The sequence below is a fragment of the Mordavella massiliensis genome (assembly GCF_016901695.1).
Lineage (GTDB): Bacteria > Bacillota > Clostridia > Lachnospirales > Lachnospiraceae > Claveliimonas > Claveliimonas massiliensis_A.
This window is the reverse complement of the sequence record NZ_JACJKS010000014.1, coordinates 17,186-40,626: the sequence shown is the minus strand read 5'-3', so window position 1 is coordinate 40,626 and position 23,441 is coordinate 17,186. Positions and strand designations below refer to the sequence as shown.

20 protein-coding genes are annotated in these 23,441 nt (G+C 60.1%); all 20 read left to right on the top strand.

The features are described 5' to 3' along the window. Window positions 1-12 precede the first annotated feature (12 nt). The 20 genes from H6A20_RS09805 (at window position 13) to H6A20_RS09710 (ending at window position 23,402) form a co-directional block, all read left to right on the top strand. A complete protein-coding gene (locus H6A20_RS09805; RefSeq protein ID WP_204906949.1) occupies window positions 13-1,875 on the top strand; it encodes a heavy metal translocating P-type ATPase in 1,863 nt (620 codons plus the stop codon). Between the two features lie 17 nt (window positions 1,876-1,892). Further along, window positions 1,893-2,420, top strand: coding sequence for a tetratricopeptide repeat protein (locus H6A20_RS09800; protein WP_204906948.1), 528 nt, complete (start codon window positions 1,893-1,895; stop codon window positions 2,418-2,420). Window positions 2,421-2,434: 14 nt separating this feature from the next. After that, window positions 2,435-3,694: a GTPase HflX gene (hflX, locus tag H6A20_RS09795; protein WP_204906947.1), complete on the top strand. Its 1,260-nt coding sequence runs from the start codon at window positions 2,435-2,437 to the stop codon at window positions 3,692-3,694. 3 nt (window positions 3,695-3,697) lie between these two features. Further along, a complete protein-coding gene (locus tag H6A20_RS09790) occupies window positions 3,698-7,060 on the top strand; it encodes a PD-(D/E)XK nuclease family protein (protein WP_204906946.1) in 3,363 nt (1,120 codons plus the stop codon). After that, window positions 7,057-10,689: a helicase-exonuclease AddAB subunit AddA gene (addA, locus tag H6A20_RS09785; RefSeq protein WP_204906945.1), complete on the top strand. Its 3,633-nt coding sequence runs from the start codon at window positions 7,057-7,059 to the stop codon at window positions 10,687-10,689. Before H6A20_RS09790 ends, addA begins: the two co-directional genes overlap by 4 nt. Window positions 10,690-10,838: 149 nt before the next feature. After that, window positions 10,839-11,162, top strand: coding sequence for a PadR family transcriptional regulator (locus H6A20_RS09780; RefSeq protein WP_204906944.1), 324 nt, complete (start codon window positions 10,839-10,841; stop codon window positions 11,160-11,162). Next, entirely contained in the window at window positions 11,159-11,845 is a 687-nt protein-coding gene (locus H6A20_RS09775; protein ID WP_204906943.1) for a DUF1700 domain-containing protein, read from the top strand. The genes H6A20_RS09780 and H6A20_RS09775 overlap by 4 nt, the downstream gene beginning before the upstream one ends. Next, the gene (locus tag H6A20_RS09770; RefSeq protein WP_204906942.1) at window positions 11,846-12,700 is read left to right on the top strand and encodes a DUF4097 family beta strand repeat-containing protein; all 855 of its coding nucleotides are present in this window, start codon (window positions 11,846-11,848) and stop codon (window positions 12,698-12,700) included. It begins immediately after the preceding gene. Window positions 12,701-12,720: 20 nt separating this feature from the next. Beyond that, window positions 12,721-12,927, top strand: a complete 207-nt coding sequence (locus H6A20_RS09765) for a PspC domain-containing protein (protein ID WP_204906941.1) — start codon at window positions 12,721-12,723, stop codon at window positions 12,925-12,927. A gap of 60 nt (window positions 12,928-12,987) precedes the next feature. Then, window positions 12,988-13,182, top strand: a complete 195-nt coding sequence (locus H6A20_RS09760; protein ID WP_204906940.1) for an alpha/beta-type small acid-soluble spore protein — start codon at window positions 12,988-12,990, stop codon at window positions 13,180-13,182. Window positions 13,183-13,291: 109 nt separating this feature from the next. After that, window positions 13,292-13,987 (top strand): WecB/TagA/CpsF family glycosyltransferase, encoded by a 696-nt coding sequence (locus tag H6A20_RS09755; protein WP_204906939.1) that lies wholly within the window; start codon window positions 13,292-13,294, stop codon window positions 13,985-13,987. Window positions 13,988-14,197: 210 nt separating this feature from the next. Further along, complete coding sequence (locus H6A20_RS09750) at window positions 14,198-15,286, top strand: PucR family transcriptional regulator (protein ID WP_204906938.1); 1,089 nt, start codon at window positions 14,198-14,200, stop codon at window positions 15,284-15,286. Between the two features lie 16 nt (window positions 15,287-15,302). Next, window positions 15,303-15,989 (top strand): cell division ATP-binding protein FtsE, encoded by a 687-nt coding sequence (gene ftsE, locus H6A20_RS09745; protein ID WP_204906937.1) that lies wholly within the window; start codon window positions 15,303-15,305, stop codon window positions 15,987-15,989. Continuing rightward, window positions 15,979-16,887 carry a permease-like cell division protein FtsX gene (ftsX, locus tag H6A20_RS09740; protein WP_204906936.1) on the top strand — a complete coding sequence of 303 codons (909 nt, stop codon included), beginning with the start codon at window positions 15,979-15,981 and terminating at the stop codon, window positions 16,885-16,887. Before ftsE ends, ftsX begins: the two co-directional genes overlap by 11 nt. 109 nt (window positions 16,888-16,996) lie before the next feature. Then, entirely contained in the window at window positions 16,997-18,169 is a 1,173-nt protein-coding gene (locus H6A20_RS09735; protein ID WP_204906935.1) for a murein hydrolase activator EnvC family protein, read from the top strand. 22 nt (window positions 18,170-18,191) lie between these two features. Next, on the top strand, window positions 18,192-19,334 hold the full coding sequence (locus tag H6A20_RS09730; RefSeq protein WP_204906934.1) for a S41 family peptidase: 1,143 nt from the start codon (window positions 18,192-18,194) through the stop codon (window positions 19,332-19,334). A 142-nt stretch (window positions 19,335-19,476) separates the two neighbouring features. Next, on the top strand, window positions 19,477-20,772 hold the full coding sequence (locus H6A20_RS09725) for a dihydroorotase (RefSeq protein WP_204906933.1): 1,296 nt from the start codon (window positions 19,477-19,479) through the stop codon (window positions 20,770-20,772). Next, window positions 20,762-21,688, top strand: a complete 927-nt coding sequence (pyrF, locus tag H6A20_RS09720) for an orotidine-5'-phosphate decarboxylase (RefSeq protein ID WP_204906932.1) — start codon at window positions 20,762-20,764, stop codon at window positions 21,686-21,688. The genes H6A20_RS09725 and pyrF overlap by 11 nt, the downstream gene beginning before the upstream one ends. 29 nt (window positions 21,689-21,717) lie before the next feature. Next, a complete protein-coding gene (locus H6A20_RS09715) occupies window positions 21,718-22,500 on the top strand; it encodes a dihydroorotate dehydrogenase electron transfer subunit (protein WP_204906931.1) in 783 nt (260 codons plus the stop codon). After that, on the top strand, window positions 22,500-23,402 hold the full coding sequence (locus H6A20_RS09710) for a dihydroorotate dehydrogenase (RefSeq protein WP_204906930.1): 903 nt from the start codon (window positions 22,500-22,502) through the stop codon (window positions 23,400-23,402). Before H6A20_RS09715 ends, H6A20_RS09710 begins: the two co-directional genes overlap by 1 nt. Window positions 23,403-23,441: the final 39 nt, after the last annotated feature.

The following is a 23,441-nucleotide window of genomic DNA, read 5'->3' as shown; positions in this document are numbered from 1 at the left end:
AGGGCGGATACGATGGCGAAGGAAATCAAGATACAGGCGGGAATACTGGCTGCTGCTGCGGCGCTCTATATCGCCGCGGTCATTTTATCAGGGCAGGTCATGCTGGGGAATGAAGCGCGGTTCTTCCTTTTTCTTGCCGTGTATCTGGTCGCCGCGTTCGAGTCCCTCCGGGCCATCCGGACGGGCCTTATGAACAGGAAGCTGGAGAAGGAGCACCTGCTCATGGTGATCGCCACCGTGGGAGCCCTGGCGGTGGGGCATTACGCGGAGGCGGTGGCGGCGATGCTGCTCTTCCAGATCGGCTGTATCCTGGAGGCGGTATCCGTGGACAGGACGAAGCGGACCATCGCGAAGTTTATCGATATACGCCCTGCGTTTGCCACAAGGAAAGAGGAGTCAGGCGAGGTGCAGGTGGAGCCGTCCCAGCTCGAAGTGGGGGACATCATCGTGATCAAGCCGGGCGAGCGGGTTCCGGTGGACGCGGTGATCGTGAGCGGCAACACGAGCCTGGACACCAAGGCCCTTACCGGCGAGGCCATGCCGGACAGCGTAGGCCCCGGAAGCAGGATCTACAGCGGCAGCATCAACATGACCGGCGTTGTGGAGGCGGAAGTGAAGAAGCTGTACCGGGACTCTACCGTATCACGCGTCATGGAGCTGGTGGAGGGGGCTCAGAACCAGAAGGCTCAAAGCGAGGGGTTCGTGCGACGGTTCACCCGGATCTATACGCCGGTGGCCGTGCTGGCGGCTCTTATCATCATGATCTTCCCGCCCCTGTTCATAACGGGGAGCGGCTGGGATACCTGGATCTACCGCGGCATGATCGTCCTCATTGCTGCCTGCCCGACGGGCCTCATCCTTTCCGTGCCCATCGCGTTCCTCGGCGGCATCGCCTCGGCGGCCCGGCAGGGGATCGTGGTAAAGGGCGGCAATTATCTGGAAATGCTGGCAAAGGTGGATACCTTTGTGTTTGACAAGACGGGAACACTGACGGAGGGCGTCTTCTCCGTGACGCGGGTGCGCCCGGAGGGGATAGAGCGGGCCGAGCTTCTGGAGATCACGGCCCATGTGGAGAGCTACTCCAACCACCCCATCGCCCAGTCGCTCATGAGCGCCTACGGCGGGGAGTATGACGCTTCCAGGGTGGAGAATGTGGAGGAGCTTCCCGGATACGGGATCAGCGCCGACTACAGGGGCCGGCGCGTACATATCGGCAATCTGCGCATGATGGAGCAGCAGGGCCTTTCCGTGGAGCAGGTCAGGAGCATCGGGACGGTCATCTACGTAGCCCTGGAGGACAGGTATGCGGGCTACATCGTGATCGAGGACAGCATCCGGCACAATGCCAGATGGACGATGAAGATGCTCCGGGAGCGGTACAACGCGGTCCTTGTCATGCTCACAGGCGACAGCCGCGCCGCCGGCAACGCGGTAGCGCGGGAGCTGCAGATGGACTACGCCTACACGGAGCTCATGCCGGAGGACAAGCTGACCCAGATGGAAGAATTCATGCAGTACCAGTATGAGGCGGAGCGCGTGGCCTGCGTGGGCGACGGCATCAACGACGCCCCCGTGCTGGCGCGGGCGGATGTGGGTATCGCCATGGGAGCCCTCGGATCGGACGCGGCCATCGAGGCGGCCGACATCGTTCTTATGGAGGATGAGATCTCCAGGGTCGTGGATGCCGTGCGCATTGCAAAGGAGACTGTGCGGGTGGTGAGCCAGAATATCAATTTTGCGCTCATCATGAAGTTCGTCGTCCTGATCCTGGCAGCGGCAGGCTACATTACCATGTGGGAGTCGGTGTTCACGGACGTGGGCGTCATGATCATCTCTGTCATCAACGCGGCGGGCGTTGTGAAATACTCGGCATAAATCGGAGGAGTATGGATATGAAAAGATATACAGGAAAACTGACAGCGGTCGTTCTGGCCGCTTTCATGCTTACAGGATGCGGATCCCATCTGCTGGAGGACGGGACGGAGCTTCTCAGGGAGGGCAGCTATGAGGAGGCGGCCGCCGTATTCCAGGAGGCTGCAGACGAGGATGCAAAGGACCCGGAGGCCTGGAGGGGCCTGGGGCTTGCCCGCTGGGAGCAGGAAGACTACGAGGGGGCGCTGGAGGCTTTCCAGAGCGTTCTGGACAATGACGGCAAGAAGACCGGAGAGCTCTACAATCTGATGGGCAACTGCGCCATGCGGCTTAACAGGCCGACGGAGGCGCTGAACTATTACAGCCTGGGCATCGCGTCAGAGGATGTGAGCGAGGCTATGCTGCAGGAGATGCGGTTCAACGAGATCGCGGCCTACGAGATGACAGGGGATATGGAGAGCGCGAAGGCAAAGCTCGCCCAGTATACGGCGGACTATCCGGACGATGAGAAGGCGGCAAAGGAGGCGGCGTTCCTGGAGACAAGATAAAGGAGACCTGGCGGATGTTTGAGACAGCGCAGAAAAAAGAGCGTGTCATCCTGGCCGGCGTGAGCCTGGCGGACGGGGATGACGCGGAAAAATCCCTGGATGAACTGGAAGACCTGGCGGATACGGCAGGCGCTGTGTGCGTGGGCAGGATCCTGCAGAAGCGGGAGGGGCTGCACCCGGCCACCTACCTCGGGAAAGGGAAGATCCGGGAGCTGAAGGACCTGATCTGGGAGACGGAGGCGGACGGCGTCATCTGCGACGACGAACTCTCCCCGGCGCAGATCGGCAACCTGCGGGACGAGCTGGATGTGAAGATCATGGACAGGACGCTCCTGATCCTGGACATCTTCGCGGCCAGGGCTTCCACAAGCGAGGGAAAGATCCAGGTGGAGCTGGCCCAGTTAAAATACAGGCAGTCCCGCCTCACCGGGTTTGGCACATCCCTGTCCCGCCTGGGAGGCGGGATCGGCACGAGGGGGCCGGGGGAGAAGAAGCTGGAGATGGACCGGCGTCTGATCAAGGGCCGGATCAGCCAGCTTGCGCGGGAGCTGAAGGAGGTCAAGCGGCACCGGCAGCTCACCCGGGAGTCCAGGGCGAAGAGCAGGATCCCGGTGGCAGCCATCGTGGGCTATACCAACGCGGGGAAATCCACCCTTCTCAACCGTCTGACGGACGCGGGGATCCTGGCGGAGGACAAGCTGTTTGCGACGCTCGACCCGACGACCAGGAGCATGAGGCTGCCGGGAGGCCAGGAAGTGCTGCTGACAGACACGGTCGGTTTTATCCGCAAGCTGCCCCATCATCTCATCGAGGCATTCCGCAGTACGCTGGAGGAGGCGGCCTATGCGGATCTTCTTCTCCATGTGGTGGACGCTTCGTCCCCGCAGATGGACGAGCAGATGCACGTGGTGTATGAGACGCTGGGAGAGCTGGGCGCGGCGGACAAGCCGGTCATCACGGTCTTTAACAAGAAGGACCGGTTTGAGGGCGACTACATGCCCCGGGATTTCCGGGCGGAGCGCACAGTCTTTCTCTCCGCGGCGACAGGGGAGGGGATGGAACAGCTCCCGGTCTGCCTGGAGGAGATCCTCCGGCAGCAGAAGAAGGAGATCGAGAGGCTCTGTCCCTACAGCGACGCCTGGATGGTCCAACTGATCCGCAAATACGGGGAGCTGGAGCAGGAGGAGTACAGGCAGGACGGGATCTATGTCAGAGGTTATGTGCCGGCGGCGGTCTATGGGAAGATCATGGGCGGCCCGCCAGGAGGGAGATAAGAGATGGCGCTGAAATTTGTGTTCGGGGGCTCCGGTTCCGGCAAGTCCCGCTATATATATGAGAAGATCATACAGGAGGCCGGGGAACATCCCGGCCTTTCCTATCTAGTGCTCGTCCCGGAGCAGTTTACCATGCAGACGCAGAAGGACCTGGTGATGATGAGCGGCAGGAAGGGGATCATGAATATCGACGTCCTGAGCTTTGTGCGGCTGGCCCACCGGATCTTCGAGGAGACGGGACAGGGGACGTATCCTGTCCTGGATGACGAGGGCAAGAATCTGGTGCTCCGCAGGATCGGAGGCTCCTTGTCCGGGCAGCTTTCCGTGCTGCGGGGAAACATGCACAGGCTCGGCTATGTCAGCGAGGTGAAGTCTGTCCTTTCCGAGTTCATGCAGTACGATGTGGGGGAGGAGGAGATCAGGCGGGTCATCCGCGGGGAGCGGGAGGGCTCCTACCTCTCCTGCAAACTGCAGGACATCCTCCTTCTCTACCAGGGCTTCCAGACCTATCTGCAAGAGAAATACATCACGAAGGAGGAACTCCTGGATGTGCTCGCGAAGATCGCCCCAAAGTCTGAGCTCCTGCGAAGGAGCACGGTGATCCTGGACGGCTACACCGGCTTTACCCCGGTGCAGAACCGGCTTCTCGGGGAGCTCATGACAGTCTGCCGGGACGTGGTCGTGACAGTGACTATAGACGGGAGGGAGAACCCCTATGCGTACACGCATCCGTGCCAACTGTTCGCCATGAGCAAGAAAGCGGTCTCCTCCCTGACGGAAGCGGCCCGGGACCGTGGCGTGCCGGTGGAGGAGCTGGCCTTCCTGCGCCCGCAGACAGCCCCCAGATACAGGGACAGCCGGGCCCTGGCTTTTCTGGAGCAGAACCTGTTCAGAGGCGGGAGGCCGTCCTTTGAGGAGGAGCAGGAGGCGGTGGAGCTTCGCGTGGCGCCGGACCCGGAGGCAGAAGCTGAGGCTGCGGCGCAGCGGGTCCGGGCCCTCGTCCGGAAGGAAGGGCTGCGCTACCGGGACATCGGCGTGATTGCAAGCGACATGTCTGTCTACGGCAGTTACCTGAAGCGCGCCTTCGCCCGCTATGACATCCCTGTCTTCCTGGATCAGAAAAGAAGCATCCTTCTGAATTCTTTTGTGGAGTACATCCGGAGTCTCCTTGCCATGGCGGAGGAGGGATTCACATGCGACAGCGTGTTCCGCTTCCTGCGGTCCGGCTATGCCCCGTTCCCGCGGGGGGATCTGGAGGAGCTGGAGAACTACTGCCTGGCCCTCGGCATCCGCGGCTACCGGAAGTGGCAGCAGCGGTGGGTGCGCCGCACGGCGGGCGCAGCGGCGGAGGATCTGGAGAAGCTCAACCACATGCGGGTCGCCTTTGTGGAGCGTCTGGAGCCCCTCCTTTTTGTGCTGCGGCAGCGCAGGAAAACGGTCCGGGACATCACGGAAGCCCTCTATGATTTCCTGGCCGGAGGCGGGATGCAGCTTGCGCTGAAACAGAAGGAAGAGGCGTTTCAGGAGAAGGGCGAGCATGCGCTGGCCCGGGAGTACGCGCAGATCTACGGCATCGTCATCGGACTGTTCGACAAGTTCGTGGAGCTTTTGGGGGAGGAGCAGGTGTCCCTGAAGGAATACTGCGAGCTTCTGGATGCGGGGCTTGCGGAGGCGAAAGTCGGCGTCATCCCGCCGGGCATCGACCAGGTGGTGGCGGGCGATATGCAGCGGACAAGACTCAAAGATGTGAAGGCCCTCCTGTTTGTGGGGGCGAACGACACCTTCCTGCCGGGCTCCCTTCTGCGGACCGGTCTTCTCACCGAGCGGGACGTGAGGGCCTTTGAGCGGGAGAAGATCGCCCTGACGCCCGGCAGCCGGGAGCAGGCTTACATACAGAAATACTACCTCTATCTCAATCTCACCAAGCCGTCCCGGAAGCTGTGCGTGTTCTACAGCCGCCTGTCGCTGGACGGGAAGAGCCTGCGCCCCTCCTACCTTGTGCAGGAGATACGGAGGCTGTTCCCCGGGATCCCGGTGACGGACGAGGAGGCGCGCCCGCTTGCCAAGCGGGAGATCACCGGCAGGACGGGGATGGCTGAGCTGATCGAGGGGCTGCGGATGCAAAGTGAGCGGGCGGGCGGCGCCTGGATGGAGCTGTACACCTGGTATAAGAAGGATCCCCGCTGGGCGGACCGGATCGCAGCCGCCCTGGAGGCCACCTTCTACGAGAGACCCAAAGACGCCGTCACCCGGGAGGCTGCGCGCCGGTTGTACGGGGAGGACCCGCTGGAGAGCATCTCCAGGATGGAGAAGTTCTCAGCCTGTGCGTTTGCACATTTCCTCCAGTACGGCCTGCGCCTCAGAGAGCGGGAGACCTACGAGTTCCGCGCGGTGGATATGGGGAATGTCTTTCACAGCGCCATCGAGCGGTATTCGAGGAAGGCGTCCGCCGCCCCGGGCGGCTGGACCGGGCTTTCCGGCGGGGAGCAGGCCCGGCTGTGTAAGCAGAGCGTGGAGGAGGCTGTGGCGGACTACGGCAACAGCGTGCTCTACAGCTCTGCCCGGAATACATGGCTCATCAGCCGGATCCGGCGCATGATGGAGCGGACGGTGTGGGCGCTGACGGAGCAGCTCAGGGCCGGGGATTTCCAGCCCGAGTCCTACGAGCTCACCTTCCGCGCCGGCAAGATCGACCGGGTGGACACCTGCGTGGACGGCGGCCGGGTGTATGTGAAGGTCATCGACTACAAGACCGGACAGACGTCGTTCGACCTGTCCCTCCTCTACGGCGGTCTGCAGATGCAGCTTCTTGTGTACATGGAGGAGGCGCTGCGAATCACGAAGGAGAGGCATCCGGACAAGGAGGCGGTCCCGGCCGGCGTCTTTTACTATCAGATCCAGGATCCTTTCACGGAGCCGGCTAAAGATGAGGCGGCGCAGCAGGAGACCCTCCTGAAAAAGCTGCGGCCGGACGGCATGGCTTCCCTGGAGGGGGATGCGCTGCGCCACCTGGAGCACCGGGCGGCGGGGGAATCGCTGGCAGTTCCCGTGGCGTTTAAGAAGGACGGCAGCCTGACAGCCAGATCCAGCGCTGTCTCCGGGGAGACATTCCGCATGCTGGGAAGTTTTGCCAGGGAGAAGGCGGGGCAGATCCACGAAAGGATCGCCTCCGGCGAGGCGGATGTCCGTCCGTACCGGTACGGGGGGCGCACGGGGTGCGATTACTGTACGTACAGGCATATCTGCGGGTTTGACAGCACCCTGCCCGGATACAGCTGGCGCCAGGTGGATAAGATGAAGCAGGAGGATGCGCTGGAGCGGATCCGGCGCAGCGTGGAGCAGGAAGGAGGAGAGGAGCGGTCATGAGCGTCGCGTGGACAGAAGAACAAAAAAGCGTCATGGAACTGAAGGACCGCAGCATCCTTGTGTCTGCGGCTGCGGGATCCGGCAAGACGGCGGTCCTGGTGGAGCGCATCATCGGCATGCTGACCCGGGATGCGGACCCGGTCGGTGTGGACGAGCTCCTCATCGTCACATTCACGGAGGCGGCCGCGGCGGAGATGAAGGAGCGGATCCGGGCGGCCATTGAGAAGAGGGCCATGGAGGAACCGGACAATGAACATCTCCGGCAGCAGGAGACCCTCATCCACACGGCTGCGATCACAACGATCCACAGTTTCTGCCTCTCTGTCATCCGGGAGAACTTCCACAGGATCGATCTGGATCCCTCCTTCCGCATCGGGGAGGAGGGGGAGATGAAGCTGCTGCGAAGAGACGCGCTGGAGGAGCTCCTGGAAGAAAAGTACGGGGAGGGGGACAGCCGCTTCCTTGCCTTTGCGGAGAGCTATGCGCCGGGAAAGAGCGACCGCGCCCTGGAGGATGTGATCCTTAAGATGTACGAATTTTCCAGCAGTTGCCCGGACCCGGAGGCGTGGCTTGCGGACTGCTGCCGGGCCTACCGTGCGGACAGCGTGGAGGCCCTCGAGAAGACGCCCTTTTTTGCTTTTGTGCAGGAGGAGGTGCGTCTCGCTGCGCAGACAGCCAGGCGGCTGGCCGGCCGGGCGGAGGCCCTGTGCCGGCAGCCGGACGGCCCCTACATGTACGAGGAGACGCTGGAGGCGGACCTGAAGAATGCAGAGCGTTTTGAGAAGGCCCGCACCTTCCGGGAGTACTGGCAGGCGGCGCAGGAGATCTCCTGGAAGAGGCTGGCTCCCAACCGGGATCAGACTGTCTTCCCAAAGAAGGCGGAGCAGGTCAAAAAGATCCGGGAAGAGATAAAAGCAGCCCTGGCAGTCCCGGCCGGCCAGTATTTCGGGCAGAGCGGGGAGGAGCTTCTTGCAGAGCTGGCCCGGTGCGCCCCCATGATGGAGGAACTGGCGGATCTGACGCTTGCTTTTGCGCGCAGGTTCGCGCAGAAGAAGCGGGGGCGGAACGTGATCGATTACGCGGACATGGAGCGGTTCGCCCTGCAGATCCTGACGGAGAAGACGCCGGACGGGCTGCGGCCGTCCGCCTGCGCCGGGGTGTACCAGGACCAGTACCGGGAGGTCATGATCGACGAGTACCAGGACAGCAACCTGATCCAGGAGGCGGTCCTTACCAGTGTGTCCCGGATCTGGCAGGGGCGGAACAATCTGTTTATGGTGGGGGATGTGAAGCAGAGCATCTACCGGTTCCGCCTTGCCAGGCCCGAGCTCTTTATGGGGAAATTCCACAGCTACCGGATCTATGAGGGCCCGGGGACGGACAGCCCCACCCAGCGGATCGACCTGTCCAGGAATTTCCGGAGCCGCAGCGAGGTGCTTGACAGCGTCAACGCCCTCTTCCGGAAGATCATGATCCCGGAGCTGGGCGGCATCACCTATGACGACAGGGCGGCCCTCTATCCGGGCGCGTCCTATCCGGCGTGTGCGGGGGATGAGACGGAGCTGCTGCTCGTGGACACAGAGCCGGATGAGGAGCTGGAGGAACTGGCGGGAGAGAAGATCTCCGCCAGAAAGCTGGAGGCCCGGGCGGTGGCGGACCGGATCCGCCGGCTTATGCGGGAGCAGATGGTGACGGACAGACAGACCGGGCAGCTTCGGCCGGTGCGCTATGGGGACATCGTCATTCTTACAAGAAGCGTCAGGGGCTGGAGCGAGGTGTTCATGGAGGTGCTCCGGGAGGAGGGGATCCCTGCCTTTGCCGGGACGAAGGAGGGCTATTTTGAGACGAGGGAGATCGGCGTGCTCCTGGATTACTTCCGGGTGCTTCAGAATGAAAAGCAGGATATCCCGCTGACGGCAGTCCTCTCCTCCTGGTTTGGGCGCATGACCGACGAGGAGCTGGCACAGATCCGCGGCGCCTGCCCGGACGGGGCTTTCCACAAAGCGGTGGAGCGCTACCGGACTGATGGCGGGGACGAGCGCCTGCGCAGAAAGCTGGCCGCCTGCCTGGACCGGATGGAGTACTACCGGCAGAAGGCGTCGTGCACGGCGATCCATGAGCTGCTCTGGGAGATCCTGGACGATACGGGATATGGCGATTACGTGGCGGCTCTTCCCGGCGGGGAGCAGCGGAGGGCCAATGTGGATATGCTGGCCCGGAAGGCCATGGAGTTTGAGAGCACCAGCTACCAGGGGCTTTTCAACTTTGTCCGCTACATAGAGCAGCTCAGGAAATATGACGTGGATTACGGGGAGGCTTCCCAGAGTGGTGAAAATGCGGACGCGGTGCGCATCATGAGCATCCACAGGAGCAAGGGGCTGGAGTTCCCCGTGGTGATCGCGGCCGGCATGGGCAAGCGGTTCAACACCCAGGACACAAAGGGAAGCGTCCTGGTGCACGCCTCCCTGGGCGTGGGTCTGGACAGCGTCGACCTGGAGCGGAGGACGAAGGAACCCTCCTTTTACCGGCAGGTTATCCAGAGAAAGGAGAAGCTGGAGAACCTGGGCGAGGAGCTGCGCATCCTGTACGTGGCCATGACGCGGGCGAAAGAGAAGCTGATCCTGACCGGCACGCTGAAGGATCCGGCAAAAAAGCTGGAGGCGTCTGCTTCCCGGGACGGCGGGAGCGGCCCGCTCTCCTTCGGGGAGCTGTCCGGCGCATCCGGCTGCCTGGACTGGATCCTTCCGGCGGCTGCCGGGGATCCCTCGTTCGTGATCTGCCTGGCAGATCTTGAAAAACTCGTGCAGAGCCAGACTCTGGAGGAAGCGCAGGGGCGCTTTGTCAGAAAGGCGTTGGAGGACTGGGATACGGGGAAAGTCTACGATCCAAAGATGCGTAAGAACCTGGAAGAACAGGCCGGCTATGCGTATCCCTGGCCGGATCCGGAGGGGAGACGGCTGAAATTCACGGTGTCGGAGCTGAAGAAGAGGCAGTACCTGAGAGAGCTTGCACTGGAGGAGCCGGGGGAGGCCGGCGAGACGCCCTTTGAGGAGCCCGATGTGATCCCTCTCCTGCCCCGTTTCCGGGCCGGGGAGGCGGAGCTTACCGGCGCTTCCAGGGGCAGCGCCTACCACCGCGTGATGGAGCTCCTCGATCTTACCGCGGCGTATGATGCGGACAGCCTTGCCGGGGCCATTGCGGCGATGGAGGGCAGGGGGCAGATCGACCGGGCCATGGCGGCCTGCGTCCGCCCTGCGGACATCCTCGCGTTCGTCCGGTCCGGAAGCGGGCAGAGGATGCGGGAGGCGGCAAAGAGGGGCCTTCTGTTCCGGGAGCAGCCCTTTGTCATCGGCGTGGACATGCGCGATGTTTACCCGGACTGCGGGGACAGTGAGGACGACCGGATCCTCGTGCAGGGGATCATAGACGTCTGGTTTGAGGAGGAGGACGGCCTTGTCGTGCTGGACTACAAGACGGACCAGGTCAGGACGGCGCATCAGCTCACGGAGAAGTACCACGCGCAGTTGGACTACTATGCCAGGGCGCTGGAGCAGCTTCTTAAAAAGCCGGTGAAGGAGAAGATCATCTACTCCTTCACGCTGGGGGAGGAGATCGTGCTGCCCCGGTGACGTGCGGATATGCAGGAAACGTGAAAAAAAGATCCATGACAGCTTTTGGCAGCGGTCATGGATTTTTTATATAATATTTATTGACAAACAATATTATACAGCATATAATATGGCCAAAGAAATAGTATTGGAGCAGAGGAAGTGATGCTATGGTATTCAATACCGGCGCCGCTCTCCTTGACGCGATCGTCCTGGCGGTCGTGTCGGGTGAGAAGAACGGCACATACGGATACAAGATCACCCAGGATGTGCGAAGAGCCATCGAGGTGTCAGAATCCACCCTGTACCCGGTGCTCCGCAGGCTGCAGAAGGACGAGTGCCTGGAGGTGTACGACATGCAGTACGACGGGAGGAACCGGCGCTACTACAGGATCACGCCGCGGGGCGAGGCGCAGTTGAACCTGTACCGGTCCGAATGGAAGAAATATGCAGAGAAGATCAGCGCATTATTTGAGGGAGGTGTTCTTTCATGAACCGCATACAGTTTATGGCCGCTCTGGAGGCTCTTCTGCAGGACGTGCCGGAGGAGGAGCGCAGGGAGGCCCTGCAGTATTACAACGACTACTTTGACGAGGCCGGGCCGGCCAGGGAGGAGGAGATCATCCGGGAACTGGGAACTCCTGGGAGGGTGGCGGCTGAGATCAAAGCCGGCCTGGAAGGAAGGGCCGGCGAGGCCGGTGAGTTCCGGGAGACGGGGTACACGGACGCCCGCTTTGAGCGCAGGGAGGCTCCCGCGCGGCAGGGCTGCGCCGGGGAAGACGGCGGGAAACCGCAGTCCGGCCGGGGCGCGAAGATCCTGCTGATCGTGCTCATCCTCCTGGTGGGATTTCCCATCATCTTCCCCCTGTCCCTGGCGGCGCTGTGCCTGCTTGCCGGGCTTGCCATAGCGGCAGTGGGGGTGTTCGCCGCCTTCCTGATCGCCGCCGTGGCCATGGCGGTGTGCGGCATTGCCGTCTTCGCCGTCGGCCTGGTCACGCTGGTGGCGGACCTGCCGGCAGGGCTCATGGTGGTGGGATGCGGCCTGCTCCTTACTGCGGCCGGCGCAGTCTTTACCGTAGCGGCGGTCAGGCTGTGCATCATCGTTCTGCCGGGGATGTTCCGGTTCTGCGTGGAACTTCTGAGGCGCCCGTTTCACAGAAGAAAGGCGGTGGCATAGATGAAGAGAGGATGGAAAATATTCTGGATCACCTGCGGCGCAGTGGCCGGCACAGGCGCAGCCTGCATGCTCTGCGGCGCGGCCATGGGGGCGACGCTGCACGCGGCGAAGACCTATTTCCCGGACTGGATCGGGCCGGGCCGGGAAGGCGCGGCTGTGTATGAACACGGCGACGGACCGTCGGAAACAGAGACGGACGGGGTGTACCGGGACATCCGGTCCCTGCACCTTGAGACAGAAGGGCTCAGCGTCCAGATCCTGGCAGGAGAGGACGGGAAGGTCACAGTCCGGACGGAGGATGTGGATCCGGACCTGGAGCTGGAAGTAAAGGAGGAAGAGGGGGAACTGCGTGTGGAGACAATGGCGGAGCATCTCCCCTTAAGGCTCAACAGCCGGGGCCATCTTGGCAATGTGTGGATCTATCTGCCGCCGGCAGCCGCCCTTGAGAAGGCGGACCTCACAGTGGGTGTCGGCGAGCTCTATGTGGAGGAGATACAGGCAGAGGAGCTGGACCTGGAAGTGGGGACAGGATCTGCCGAAGTGGACCGGTTTACAGCCGGTGATCTGGACGTGGAGGTGGGCGTCGGCGCGGCCACGCTGGAGGGCGTGACGAGGCGGGACGCGGACCTGTCCTGCGATCTGGGCAGCCTTGCCTACACCGACGCGGGCCGGATGGAGGACTTCAACTACGAGCTGGACTGCGGCGTGGGGGAACTGCGGCTGGACGGCGATAAGTATTCCGGGATCGATGTAGAGAAGTACATCGACAACCGGGCGGACAAGACGATGCACATTAGCTGCGACGTGGGAAGCGCGGACATCCGGTTTGCCGGACAACAGACTGTATTTAAATAAGAAAGAGAAGGAGGAGCATCATGGATACAAAGAGACTTTACCGTTCGAGAAAAGAGCGCATGATCTGCGGTGTGTGCGGGGGTGTGGCGGAGTATTTCGGCATCGACCCGACGCTGGTGCGGCTCGGATTCGTCCTGTTCCTGTTCGCGGGAGGCAGCGGCTTTCTGGCCTACCTGATCGCGGCCATCATCATCCCCGACGATCCGCGGCAGGACGGGGCTGTATAAAATGCCGGAGTCTGTCCATACTCTCTGATAACAGCAGTTTTAGCAGAAAGGGGCAGACAGATGGGCAGGAAGCAGGAGAAAAAGACAGATCTTACACAGCTTACAGAGGAGGAAAAACTGAAATACGAGATCGCGCAGGAACTGGGTCTTCTTGACAGGGTCATGGAGCAGGGGTGGAAGTCCCTCTCTTCCAAGGAGACAGGCCGCATCGGCGGCCTGATCGCCAGGAAGAGGCGGGAAGACGCCCAAAAATGACAAAACTGTTACGAATGTTACGAAGTATGAAGATTTAGTGTCAGAGGTTGAAAAGAAAAAGTCGTTTTGCTATAATCGAACAGCTAGAAAAAACAGCAGGTGATGAGCAATGAACGGGAAGATTCAGGTACTGAACATTGGCATAGACGACTGCACAGCCAAGGAGGCCATGAAGCAGACAGTGGCGTATATGGAGACGGAACCGGTCAATGTGATCGAGCTGGTCACCGTGGACACCCTCATGTATGCTTCGGGGGATCCTGCCCTGCGCGAGAATATAGAGAAGAGTGACCTGGTGCTGGCCGGGGAGAAGGAGATCCTGGAGAGCGCGGACCAGGGCGGCAGGCACAGGATCCAGGAGATCGAGCAGCGGACCTACCTGAAGATGGTCCTGCGGTATCTCCACAAGAACCACCTGCGCGTGTTCCTTCTGGTGGAGACGGACGAGGAGGCAGAGGCCTTCTACCGGTACCTGGAGGAGGAGTACAGCGGGATCCAGATCGCGGGTATGGCGAGAGTCTCGCCGGTGGACGCGGCGGACGAGCTTGTCGTCAACGCGGTGAACGGCGCGGAGACGGACTGCGTCATTGCGGCCATGTCCGCCCCGGTGCAGGAGGAGTTCATCGCCCGGAACCGCATGCTTCTGAACGCGCGGCTGTGGCTGGGCGTGGGGAAGAGCGAGAACCCGGTCTACAGGAGCCGCGGCGGCATTGAGAAGATCGTGCAGTTCATAAACCACAGGCTGTTCCGGCACGAAGTGGAGAAGACGAAGAAAAAGGAGCTGGAGACAGCGTCCCTGAACTGACGGGCTGTCGGCATTTTGCATAGTCCGTATCCGGGAAAAATCAACAAAATACAGGCAGGAAATTGAGGAAATTAACAAAAAATGTGTGATTTCCTCTTTCTTTTTTTGTGGATTTATATTAGTATAGAAAACAGTAATATGCAAACAGAGGCAAATGTGCGTTCATACATTGTGTAAAATGCATATTGAAATAATCGGAGGAGATGGATTATGATATCTAATCAAATACTGCAAAATACCATTGACGGTCTGAAAGCTATTACCAGGATTGACCTGTGTGTGATGGACACGGACGGGAAGTCTCTTGCAAGCACATTTGCCGAACAGGAGAACTACGAGTCCTCCGTGCTCTCCTTTGTGGAGTCGCCGGCGGACAGCCAGGTGATACAGGGCTATCAGTTCTTTAAGATATTTGACGAGCACCAGCTTGAGTACATCCTCCTGGCCAACGGCGGGAGCGATGACGTCTATATGGTCGGGAAGGTCGCGGCCTTCCAGATCCAGACGCTTCTGACTGCTTACAAGGAGCGGTTTGACAAGGATAATTTCATTAAGAACCTGCTGCTTGACAATCTGCTTCTGGTGGATATTTATAACCGTGCCAAGAAATTGCATATTGACACGGAGGTCAGACGTGTTATCTTTATAGTGGAGACGGCCCGGGAGAAAGACAGCGGCATGCTGGATCATGTGCGGGCGCTCCTCGGCAGCAAGACGAAAGATTTTGTCACGGCGGTCGATGAGAAGGATATCATCATCGTGAAGGAGCTCGGTCCGTCCGACGGCCATGCGGAGCTGGAGAAGACGGCGACGGGCATCCTGGAGCTTCTGCGGGATGAGGAAGAGGATGATATCCGCATCGCATACGGCACAGTCGTGAATGACATCAAGGAGGTGTCCAAGTCATACAAGGAGGCGAAGCTCGCGCTGGATGTGGGCCGGATCTTCTTTGACGACAGAAAGGTCATCGCGTTCAGCACGCTCGGCATCGGGCGCCTGATCTACCAGCTTCCTATTCCGCTGTGCAAGATGTTTATCCGGGAGATTTTTGAGGGGAAATCGCCGGACGAGTTCGACGAGGAGACGCTGACCACGATCAACAAGTTCTTTGAGAACAGCCTGAACGTGTCGGAGACATCCCGCCAGCTCTACATCCACCGCAATACGCTCGTCTACAGGCTGGATAAGCTGCAGAAGAGCACAGGCCTTGACCTGCGTGTGTTTGAGGACGCCATCACGTTCAAGATCGCGCTGATGGTTGTGAAGTACATGAAATACATGGAATCACAGGAGTATTGATAATTAGGAGGAAACTATGATTGAACTGAACGAAGTAACGAAAGAATACTCGAAAGGGGTTGCCGCCCTCAACGGTGTCAACCTGAAGATCGAGCAGGGCGAGTTTGTCTTCATCGTCGGAGACAGCGGATCCGGCAAGTCAACGCTGATCCGCCTGATCATGAAGGAACTGGAACCGACTTCCGGTACGATCGTCGTGAACGGGCAGAATCTGGAGAGGCTGAAGCACAGGCAGATCCCCATGTACAGAAGGGGGATCGGTGTTGTGTTCCAGGATTTCCGTCTTCTGAAGGACCGCAATATATATGAGAATATTGCATTCGCACAGCGCGTCGTGGAGACGCCTGCAAGGATCATCAAGAAGAAAGTGCCTGCGGCCCTTTCTCTGGTGGGTCTTGCCCAGAAATACAAATCCTATCCGAAGGAGCTCTCCGGAGGCGAGCAGCAGAGGGTGGCCATCGCAAGAGCGATCGTCAACGAGCCTGCGATCCTTCTGGCGGACGAGCCGACCGGCAACCTGGATCCGACCAATTCATGGGAGATCATGAAGCTTCTTGAGGAGGCGAACGAGAGGGGAACGACCGTCCTGGTAGTAACGCACAACCAGGAGATCGTAAACGAGATGAGAAAACGAGTTGTGACAATGAAGAAGGGAGTCATTGTCAGCGACGAGCAAAAAGGTGGGTATAATAATGAGAATTAGTACAGTCGGTTACTCGACAAAACAGGGGTTTAAAAACATTGCCCGGAACAAGCTGTTCTCTTTCGCGTCCATTGCGACCATGTCAGCTTGTATTTTCGTGTTCGGGCTTTTCTTTGCGATCGTGATGAACTTTAACTATATCGTGCAGAAGGCCGAGGAGAGCGTGGCGATCACCGTGTTCTTCGAGGAGGACCTTCCCCAGTCCCAGGTGGACGAGATCGGGGAGGAACTGGCTAACTGCGAGGGTGTGCTGGACGTAGAGTATGTGTCTGCGGACCAGGCGTGGGATTCCTTCCAGGACGAGTACTTCGGGGAGGACTCTTCCCTGGCGGAGGGCTTTAAGGACGACAACCCGCTGGCCAATTCCGACAACTACTCCGTGTACATGGAGGATGTCGCCCAGCAGGATGATGTGGTGAGCTTTGCGGAGAGCCTGGACGGCGTGCGCAAGGTCAACAAGTCGGATGTAGTCGCCGACACGCTCAGCAGCGTCAACCGGCTGATCACCTATGTCTCCATCGCCATCATCGCCATTCTTCTGGCAGTGTCGATCTTCCTGATCAGCAACACCGTTACCATGGGTATCACGGTGCGCCGGGAGGAGATCGCGATCATGAAGTACATCGGAGCCAAGGACGGGTTTGTCCGGGCGCCCTTCGTGATCGAGGGTATCGTCATCGGTCTGATCGGTGCGGTCATTCCGCTTGCCCTGTTATATTTTATGTATGGGAAGGCGGTTTCATACATCCTGCAGAGATTTAATCTGCTGAACAACATCCTGGACTTCCTGCCGGTGACAGAAGTCTACAGAACGCTTCTTCCGGTGGGGCTGGCGCTCGGCGTCGGCATCGGATTTGTGGGAAGTTTCTTTACGATCCGTAAACACTTGAAAGTATAAGCAAAATGTATTATAATAACTAAGATAGATCTGTTGTCTGTACGACAGGAGATATGTAACACGTCAACAGAGCAAAAGGGGAAAAAAGGGGCACAAAAGGGAGAGAACTATGTGTAAGAAAAGAATTGTCAGTGTGTTGTTAGCGGGAGCACTCACGGCGGGCATGGGACTGCAGGTAAACATGCAGGTGCAGGCGGACGATCTGCAGGATGCCCAGAACAAGGCGAGTCAGCAGCAGGATCAGATCGACGCCGCGCAGGCGGAGAAAGATAAGCTGCTGGAGGAGCTGGACGGCATTGTCAGCGACATGGAGAAGACGAAGAAGGACATCGAGGCAAAGCAGGAGGAGATTGCCAGGAAGGCAGATGAGCTGGACGCCGCCCGCGTCGACGAGAACAACCAGTACAACAGCATGAAGCTGCGTATCCAGTACATGTACGAGAACGGGAACGGACAGTTCATTGAGACGTTGCTCGAGTCGCAGAGTATTGCGGAGTTCCTGAGCAATGCCGAATACATCAGCCAGATATCCGAGTATGACAGGAACATGCTCGTGGAATTCCAGAATATCGTGGCGCAGGTGGAAGACCAGCAGGAGGAGCTGGAAGCGGAGAACGCGGAGCTGGAGAAGCTGCAGACAGACCTGCAGAACCAGCAGACAGAGCTTGAGGGGCTTATCTCCAGCAAGAGCGAGGAGATCGCGGGACTTGAGTCCGAGCTCAGCGCGACCAACGCCAAGATCGCCGAGCTGAAGGCGGCCGCGGAGGAGCAGGCAAGGATGCAGCGTGAAGCTGCGGCCCTGCAGAGCAGCGCGGGCGGCGGTTCGGGTTCCGGAAGCGGAACCGGCGGTGGCGGAAACTATACGCAGGGACCGTCTTATACGGAATCATCCGGTGGCGGCCAGCTTCAGAATCCGTGTCCTTCTGCCTACATCAGCAGTGAGTTCGGCGGACGTCAGTCGCCGGGCGGCATTGGAAGTACGAACCACAAGGGACGCGATTACGCGGCGTCAGCCGGGTCTGCGATCTATGCGGCAGCTTCCGGTACAGTGACGACGGTAGGATATACAAGCGTCAGAGGCAATTATGTGATCATCAATCACGGCGGCGGCCTGGCTACCCTGTATCAGCACTGCAGTGCGATCTTTGTGAGCCAGGGGCAGTCGGTAGGCGCCGGCACGAACATTGCGGCTGTCGGTTCCACAGGCGCATCCACCGGCCCGCATCTCCACTTCGAGGTGCATGTCAACGGCATGCCGGTTGATCCGAGACTGTATCTGTAAAAGAGAGACAGGAACTTTATACATGAAGAGACATATTTTTTTAAAGGGGGCGCTTACAGGCGCCCTCATTGTATTGCTGGCGGCAGGACTTGCATCCTGCGGCCTGCTGAAAAGTGAAGAGAGCAGGAAGATGGAACTTCTGGAGAGCCTCATCGACCGGTACTACATCGGGGAAGCGGACGCGGAAGACCTCACGGAGGGCGTCTACAAGGGCTACATCGAGGGACTGGGGGATCCCTACTCCGCCTATTATGATGAGGAGGAGACAGCCCGGATGGCGGAGAGCCTCTCCGGCGAGTTCGGCGGCGTGGGCGCGCTTATGAGCCAGGACCGGGAGACGGGCGTGATCACGGTGCTGCAGGTGTACGAGGATTCGCCGGCGCAGAAGGCCGGCATGCAGGACGGGGATGTGCTCTACAAGGTGGACGGCGAGGACGTGTCCGGCCGGGAGCTCACGGAGGTGGTGAACCTGGTCAAGGGGGAGAAGGGCACGGATGTGACGCTCACCCTGCTGCGGGGCGACGCGGGGGATGAGATCGAACTGACAGTCACCCGGGATACGATAGAGGACCAGACAGTCACGTATGAGATGAAGGAAGCGGGCGTCGGCTATATCCGGGTCGCGGAGTTCGACACGGTGACCTATGAGCAGTACAAGGAGGCGCTGGAAGATCTGGAGGCGCAGGGAATGGAGAAACTCGTCATAGACCTGCGCAGCAATCCGGGCGGGAACCTGGAGACGGTCTGCGATATGCTGGACCTGATGCTGCCGGAGGGGCTGATCGTCTACACGGAGGATAAAGACGGCCGGCGGGAGGAGTACACCTCCGATGCGGAGCATCAGTTTGACAAGCCGCTGGCGGTTCTTGTGGACGGGTACAGCGCCAGCGCTTCTGAGATCTTTGCGGGCGCCATACAGGATTACGGCCTGGGACAGATCGTGGGGACCCGGTCCTACGGAAAGGGCGTGGTGCAGAGCATCTTTGACCTGAAGGACGGCACGAGCGTGAAGCTCACCATCGCGGAATACTTTACGCCCAGGGGGCGGAGCATCGACGGGGAGGGGATCACCCCGGATGTGGAAGTGGAATACGTATATGACGAGGCGGATCCCCAGGCGGACAACCAGCTTGAGAAAGCGCTGGAAGTGCTGACGCAGCAATAGAGGATATGCGGAAAAAGTACAGGAGCGGAACATGGATGGAACGGGAAATTACCCGTTCCATTTCTTTTTGGGGTATGCTAGAATAAAACAGAGTATGGAATGATTCCGCCTTCCCTGTGAGGAGGCAGAAAGGACGCAGACTATGACAATCTTAATCAAGAACGGGCATGTGCTCGACCCGGAGACGGGGTTGGACGGCAGATGCGACGTGCTGATCGACGGGGACCGCATCACAGAGGTGGCAAAGCGGATCGAGACAGAGTGCGACCGCGTCATCGACGCACAGGGCTGCTATGTGATGCCGGGGCTCATCGACCTGCATGTGCACCTGCGGGATCCGGGACTGGAATACAAGGAGACGCTGGCCACCGGCGGGCGCGCGGCCGTGCGGGGCGGCGTGACCACGGTGTGCGCCATGCCGAATACGAAGCCTGTCATCGACAACGGCGTAAAGGTGCGGGAGGTCATGGAGAGGGCCAAGCGGGAATCCCTCGCCAACGTGATCCAGTTGGGAGCTGTGACCCGCGGACAGCAGGGCGAGGAGCTGGCGGACATAGGCGGCATGGCGGAGAACGGCTGCCGGGCCATCAGCGAGGACGGCAAATCCGTGATGAACGCCTCCCTGTACCGGAAGGGCATGAAGGCGGCGAAGAAGGAAGGACTGGCCGTGTTCGCCCACTGTGAGGATATCACCATGGTGGAGGGCGGCGTGATGAACGCGGACGACAAGGCGGACGAGCTGGGCCTTAAGGGGATCACCAACGCGGTGGAGGATGTGATCGTGGCCCGGGATATCCTTCTGGCGAAGGAGACGGGCGTCCGGCTTCACCTGTGCCACTGCTCCACGGCGGACAGCGCGCGGATGCTGGCCATCGCAAAGGCGGACGGCCTGCCTGTGACCGGGGAGGTGTGCCCTCACCACTTCATCCTCTCCACAGATGACATCACAGAGGATGACGGCAATTTCAAGATGAACCCGCCCCTTCGCAGCCGCGCGGATGTGGAGGCGCTGCGGGAGGCGCTGAAGACGGATGTGGTGGACGTCATTGCCACGGACCACGCGCCCCACGCGGAGGCGGAGAAGAACCGCTCCATGAAGCTGGCGGCCTTCGGGATCGTGGGACTGGAGACATCCGCGGCCCTCACTTACACGGAGCTGGTGGAGAAGGGCGTGCTCACCCCCATGCAGATGGCGGCGAAGATGAGCTGCAATCCGGCCCGGATCCTGGGCCTTTCGGACAGGGGATCCGTATCCGCCGGCAAGATCGCGGATGTGATGATCTTTGATCCGGCGAAGGAGTACGTGATCGACAAGCGCACATTTTTATCAAAAGGGAAAAATACGCCCTTCCACGGCCGGAAGGTAAAAGGCGAGGTGCGCTGCACCATCGTGGGCGGGCGGATCGTATACGAAGGAGGAAAGACCATTGATCAATAAACTTGTAGAGAATATCAAAAAGACGGGAGCGCCCATTGTGGTGGGACTGGATCCCATGCTTGGCTACATCCCGGAGCATATACAGAAGAGAGCCTTCGCAGAGTGCGGGGAGACGCTGGAGGGAGCCGCGGAGGCCATCTGGCAGTTCAACAAAGAGATCGTGGACAAGACGTACGATCTGATCCCGGCTGTGAAGCCCCAGATCGCCATGTACGAGCAGTTCGGCATCCCGGGACTTGCGGCCTTCAAAAAGACGGTGGACTACTGCAGGGAGAAGGGGCTTGTCGTGATCGGCGACATCAAGAGGGGGGACATCGGCTCCACCTCCGCCGCTTACGCCACAGGGCATATCGGCAGGGTGCAGGTGGGCGGCAACACCTACGCCCCCTTTGACGAGGATTTCGTGACAGTCAATCCCTATCTGGGGTCCGACGGCGTGAAGCCCTTTATCGACGTGTGCAGGCAGGAGCACAAAGGCCTGTTCATCCTGGTGAAGACATCCAACCCCTCCAGCGGGGAGTTCCAGGACCGTCTGGTGGACGGACGCCCCCTGTATGAGCTGGTGGGCGAGAAGGTCAACGAGTGGGGCCAGACGTGCATGGGAGACGACTACAGCTACGTGGGCGCCGTTGTGGGCGCCACCTACCCGGAGATGGGAAAGGTGCTGAGAAAGATCATGCCAAAAGCTTACATCCTGGTGCCGGGCTACGGCGCGCAGGGCGGACAGGGCAAGGACCTGGTGCACTTTTTCAATGAGGACGGGCTGGGAGCCATCGTGAACTCCTCCCGCGGCATCATCGCCGCCTGGAAGCAGGAGAAATACGCATCCTTCGGCGCGGAGGCCTTCGGCGACGCGTCCAGGGCTGCGGTGGAGGATATGGTCGCTGACATCGCAGGCGCCCTCGCAAACCGGTAAATACAGCGTACAGGAGCAGGAGAGAGAAGATGACAAGGAAAAAAGAACAGGTACGGGTGCTCTCCCAGGAACAGCTTGCGGCGGGCATCTTCAGCATGTGGATCGCCACGGAAGCCGCCGGGGAGGCGAGGCCCGGGCAGTTTATCTCCATGTATACAAATGACGGGACAAAACTTCTGCCACGCCCCATCAGCATCTGCGAGATCGACCGGGAGGCCGGCGCCCTGCGGGTCGTCTACCGGGTGACGGGCAGAAATACGGGGACAGAGCAGTTCTCTCAGATGAAGGCGGGGGATGCCCTGCCCATCGTGGGGCCTCTTGGCAACGGCTTCCCGCTGGAGAGGGCGGCCGGTAAGCGGGCTTTTCTCATGGGAGGCGGGATCGGCGTGCCCCCCATCCTGGAGCTGGCTAAAGAGCTTGATTGTGGCAAGAAGCAGATCATTGCCGGCTACCGGGACAGCCAGACCTTCCTGCGGGAAGAATTTGAGGAGAACGGCGAACTCTATATCTCCACGGAAGACGGGAGCGCGGGCGTGAAGGGAAATGTCCTGGACGCAGTGCGCGAATACGGGCTGGAGGCGGACATCATCTATGCCTGCGGCCCCACACCCATGCTGCGGGCCATCAAGGCTTACGCCCAGGAGCATGACATCGAGTGCTACATCTCCCTGGAGGAGCGGATGGCGTGCGGTATCGGCGCCTGCCTCGGCTGCGTGTGCCAGACAAAGGAGAAGGACGCCCACAGCAATGTGAACAATAAGCGGATCTGCAAGGACGGTCCGGTCTTCCTGGCAACGGAGGTGGAAATCTGATGGATATGAGAGTGAAGATCGCAGGTGTGGAGTGGAAGAACCCGGTGACGGTAGCTTCCGGTACCTTTGGCTCCGGCGAGGAATTCTCGGAGTTTGTAGATTTAAACCGGCTGGGCGCCGTGACCACAAAAGGCGTGGCGAACGTGCCCTGGCCCGGCAACCCGACGCCCCGGGTGGCGGAGGTGTACGGCGGCATGATGAATGCCATCGGCCTGCAGAATCCAGGCATTGAGCTGTTCTGCAAAAGGGACATCCCCTATTTGCAGCAGTTTGACACAAAGATCATCGTGAACGTGTGCGGCCATGCCCCGGAGGAGTATCTGGCGGTGGTGGAGCGGCTTCAGGAGGAGCCTGTTGACATGCTTGAGATCAACATCTCCTGCCCCAACGTGAACGCGGGATTCCTGGCTTTCGGGCAGGATGCCCGGCATGTGGAGGAGCTGACAGGGCAGATCAAACGGATCGCGGAGCAGCCGGTGATCATGAAGCTGACGCCCAATGTGACGGACATCACCGAGATCGCGAAGGCGGCTGAGGCCGGCGGCGCAGACGCCATTTCCCTGATCAACACCCTGACGGGCATGAAGATCGATATCCACAGGCGGACCTTTGCCCTGGCCAACAAGACCGGCGGCGTGTCCGGCCCGGCGGTCCACCCCATCGCGGTGCGCATGGTCTACCAGGCGGCCCAGGCGGTACAGATCCCCATCATCGGCATGGGCGGCATCGCCACGGCGGAGGACGCAATCGAGATGCTTCTGGCCGGCGCGTCGGCCGTGTCCGTCGGAACAGCCAACTTCCACAACCCGACGGCCGCTCTCGATGTGGTGGACGGCATTGCGGAGTATATGAGACAATATGGCGTGAAAGATGTCCGGGAACTGATCGGCGGGGTCCGCTAGCGGCGGGGGACAGCCGGGCAGAACCTGATAAAAATGAAG

What these genes read in the sequence shown, in the direction of transcription:
- H6A20_RS09805 (WP_204906949.1), top strand. Translation starts at nt 13, where the DNA reads ATGGCGAAGGAAATCAAGATACAGGCGGGAATACTGGCTGCTGCTGCG.
- H6A20_RS09800 (WP_204906948.1), top strand. Translation starts at nt 1,893, where the DNA reads ATGAAAAGATATACAGGAAAACTGACAGCGGTCGTTCTGGCCGCTTTC.
- hflX (WP_204906947.1), top strand. Translation starts at nt 2,435, where the DNA reads ATGTTTGAGACAGCGCAGAAAAAAGAGCGTGTCATCCTGGCCGGCGTG.
- H6A20_RS09790 (WP_204906946.1), top strand. Translation starts at nt 3,698, where the DNA reads ATGGCGCTGAAATTTGTGTTCGGGGGCTCCGGTTCCGGCAAGTCCCGC.
- addA (WP_204906945.1), top strand. Translation starts at nt 7,057, where the DNA reads ATGAGCGTCGCGTGGACAGAAGAACAAAAAAGCGTCATGGAACTGAAG.
- H6A20_RS09780 (WP_204906944.1), top strand. Translation starts at nt 10,839, where the DNA reads ATGGTATTCAATACCGGCGCCGCTCTCCTTGACGCGATCGTCCTGGCG.
- H6A20_RS09775 (WP_204906943.1), top strand. Translation starts at nt 11,159, where the DNA reads ATGAACCGCATACAGTTTATGGCCGCTCTGGAGGCTCTTCTGCAGGAC.
- H6A20_RS09770 (WP_204906942.1), top strand. Translation starts at nt 11,846, where the DNA reads ATGAAGAGAGGATGGAAAATATTCTGGATCACCTGCGGCGCAGTGGCC.
- H6A20_RS09765 (WP_204906941.1), top strand. Translation starts at nt 12,721, where the DNA reads ATGGATACAAAGAGACTTTACCGTTCGAGAAAAGAGCGCATGATCTGC.
- H6A20_RS09760 (WP_204906940.1), top strand. Translation starts at nt 12,988, where the DNA reads ATGGGCAGGAAGCAGGAGAAAAAGACAGATCTTACACAGCTTACAGAG.
- H6A20_RS09755 (WP_204906939.1), top strand. Translation starts at nt 13,292, where the DNA reads ATGAACGGGAAGATTCAGGTACTGAACATTGGCATAGACGACTGCACA.
- H6A20_RS09750 (WP_204906938.1), top strand. Translation starts at nt 14,198, where the DNA reads ATGATATCTAATCAAATACTGCAAAATACCATTGACGGTCTGAAAGCT.
- ftsE (WP_204906937.1), top strand. Translation starts at nt 15,303, where the DNA reads ATGATTGAACTGAACGAAGTAACGAAAGAATACTCGAAAGGGGTTGCC.
- ftsX (WP_204906936.1), top strand. Translation starts at nt 15,979, where the DNA reads ATGAGAATTAGTACAGTCGGTTACTCGACAAAACAGGGGTTTAAAAAC.
- H6A20_RS09735 (WP_204906935.1), top strand. Translation starts at nt 16,997, where the DNA reads ATGTGTAAGAAAAGAATTGTCAGTGTGTTGTTAGCGGGAGCACTCACG.
- H6A20_RS09730 (WP_204906934.1), top strand. Translation starts at nt 18,192, where the DNA reads ATGAAGAGACATATTTTTTTAAAGGGGGCGCTTACAGGCGCCCTCATT.
- H6A20_RS09725 (WP_204906933.1), top strand. Translation starts at nt 19,477, where the DNA reads ATGACAATCTTAATCAAGAACGGGCATGTGCTCGACCCGGAGACGGGG.
- H6A20_RS09715 (WP_204906931.1), top strand. Translation starts at nt 21,718, where the DNA reads ATGACAAGGAAAAAAGAACAGGTACGGGTGCTCTCCCAGGAACAGCTT.
- H6A20_RS09710 (WP_204906930.1), top strand. Translation starts at nt 22,500, where the DNA reads ATGGATATGAGAGTGAAGATCGCAGGTGTGGAGTGGAAGAACCCGGTG.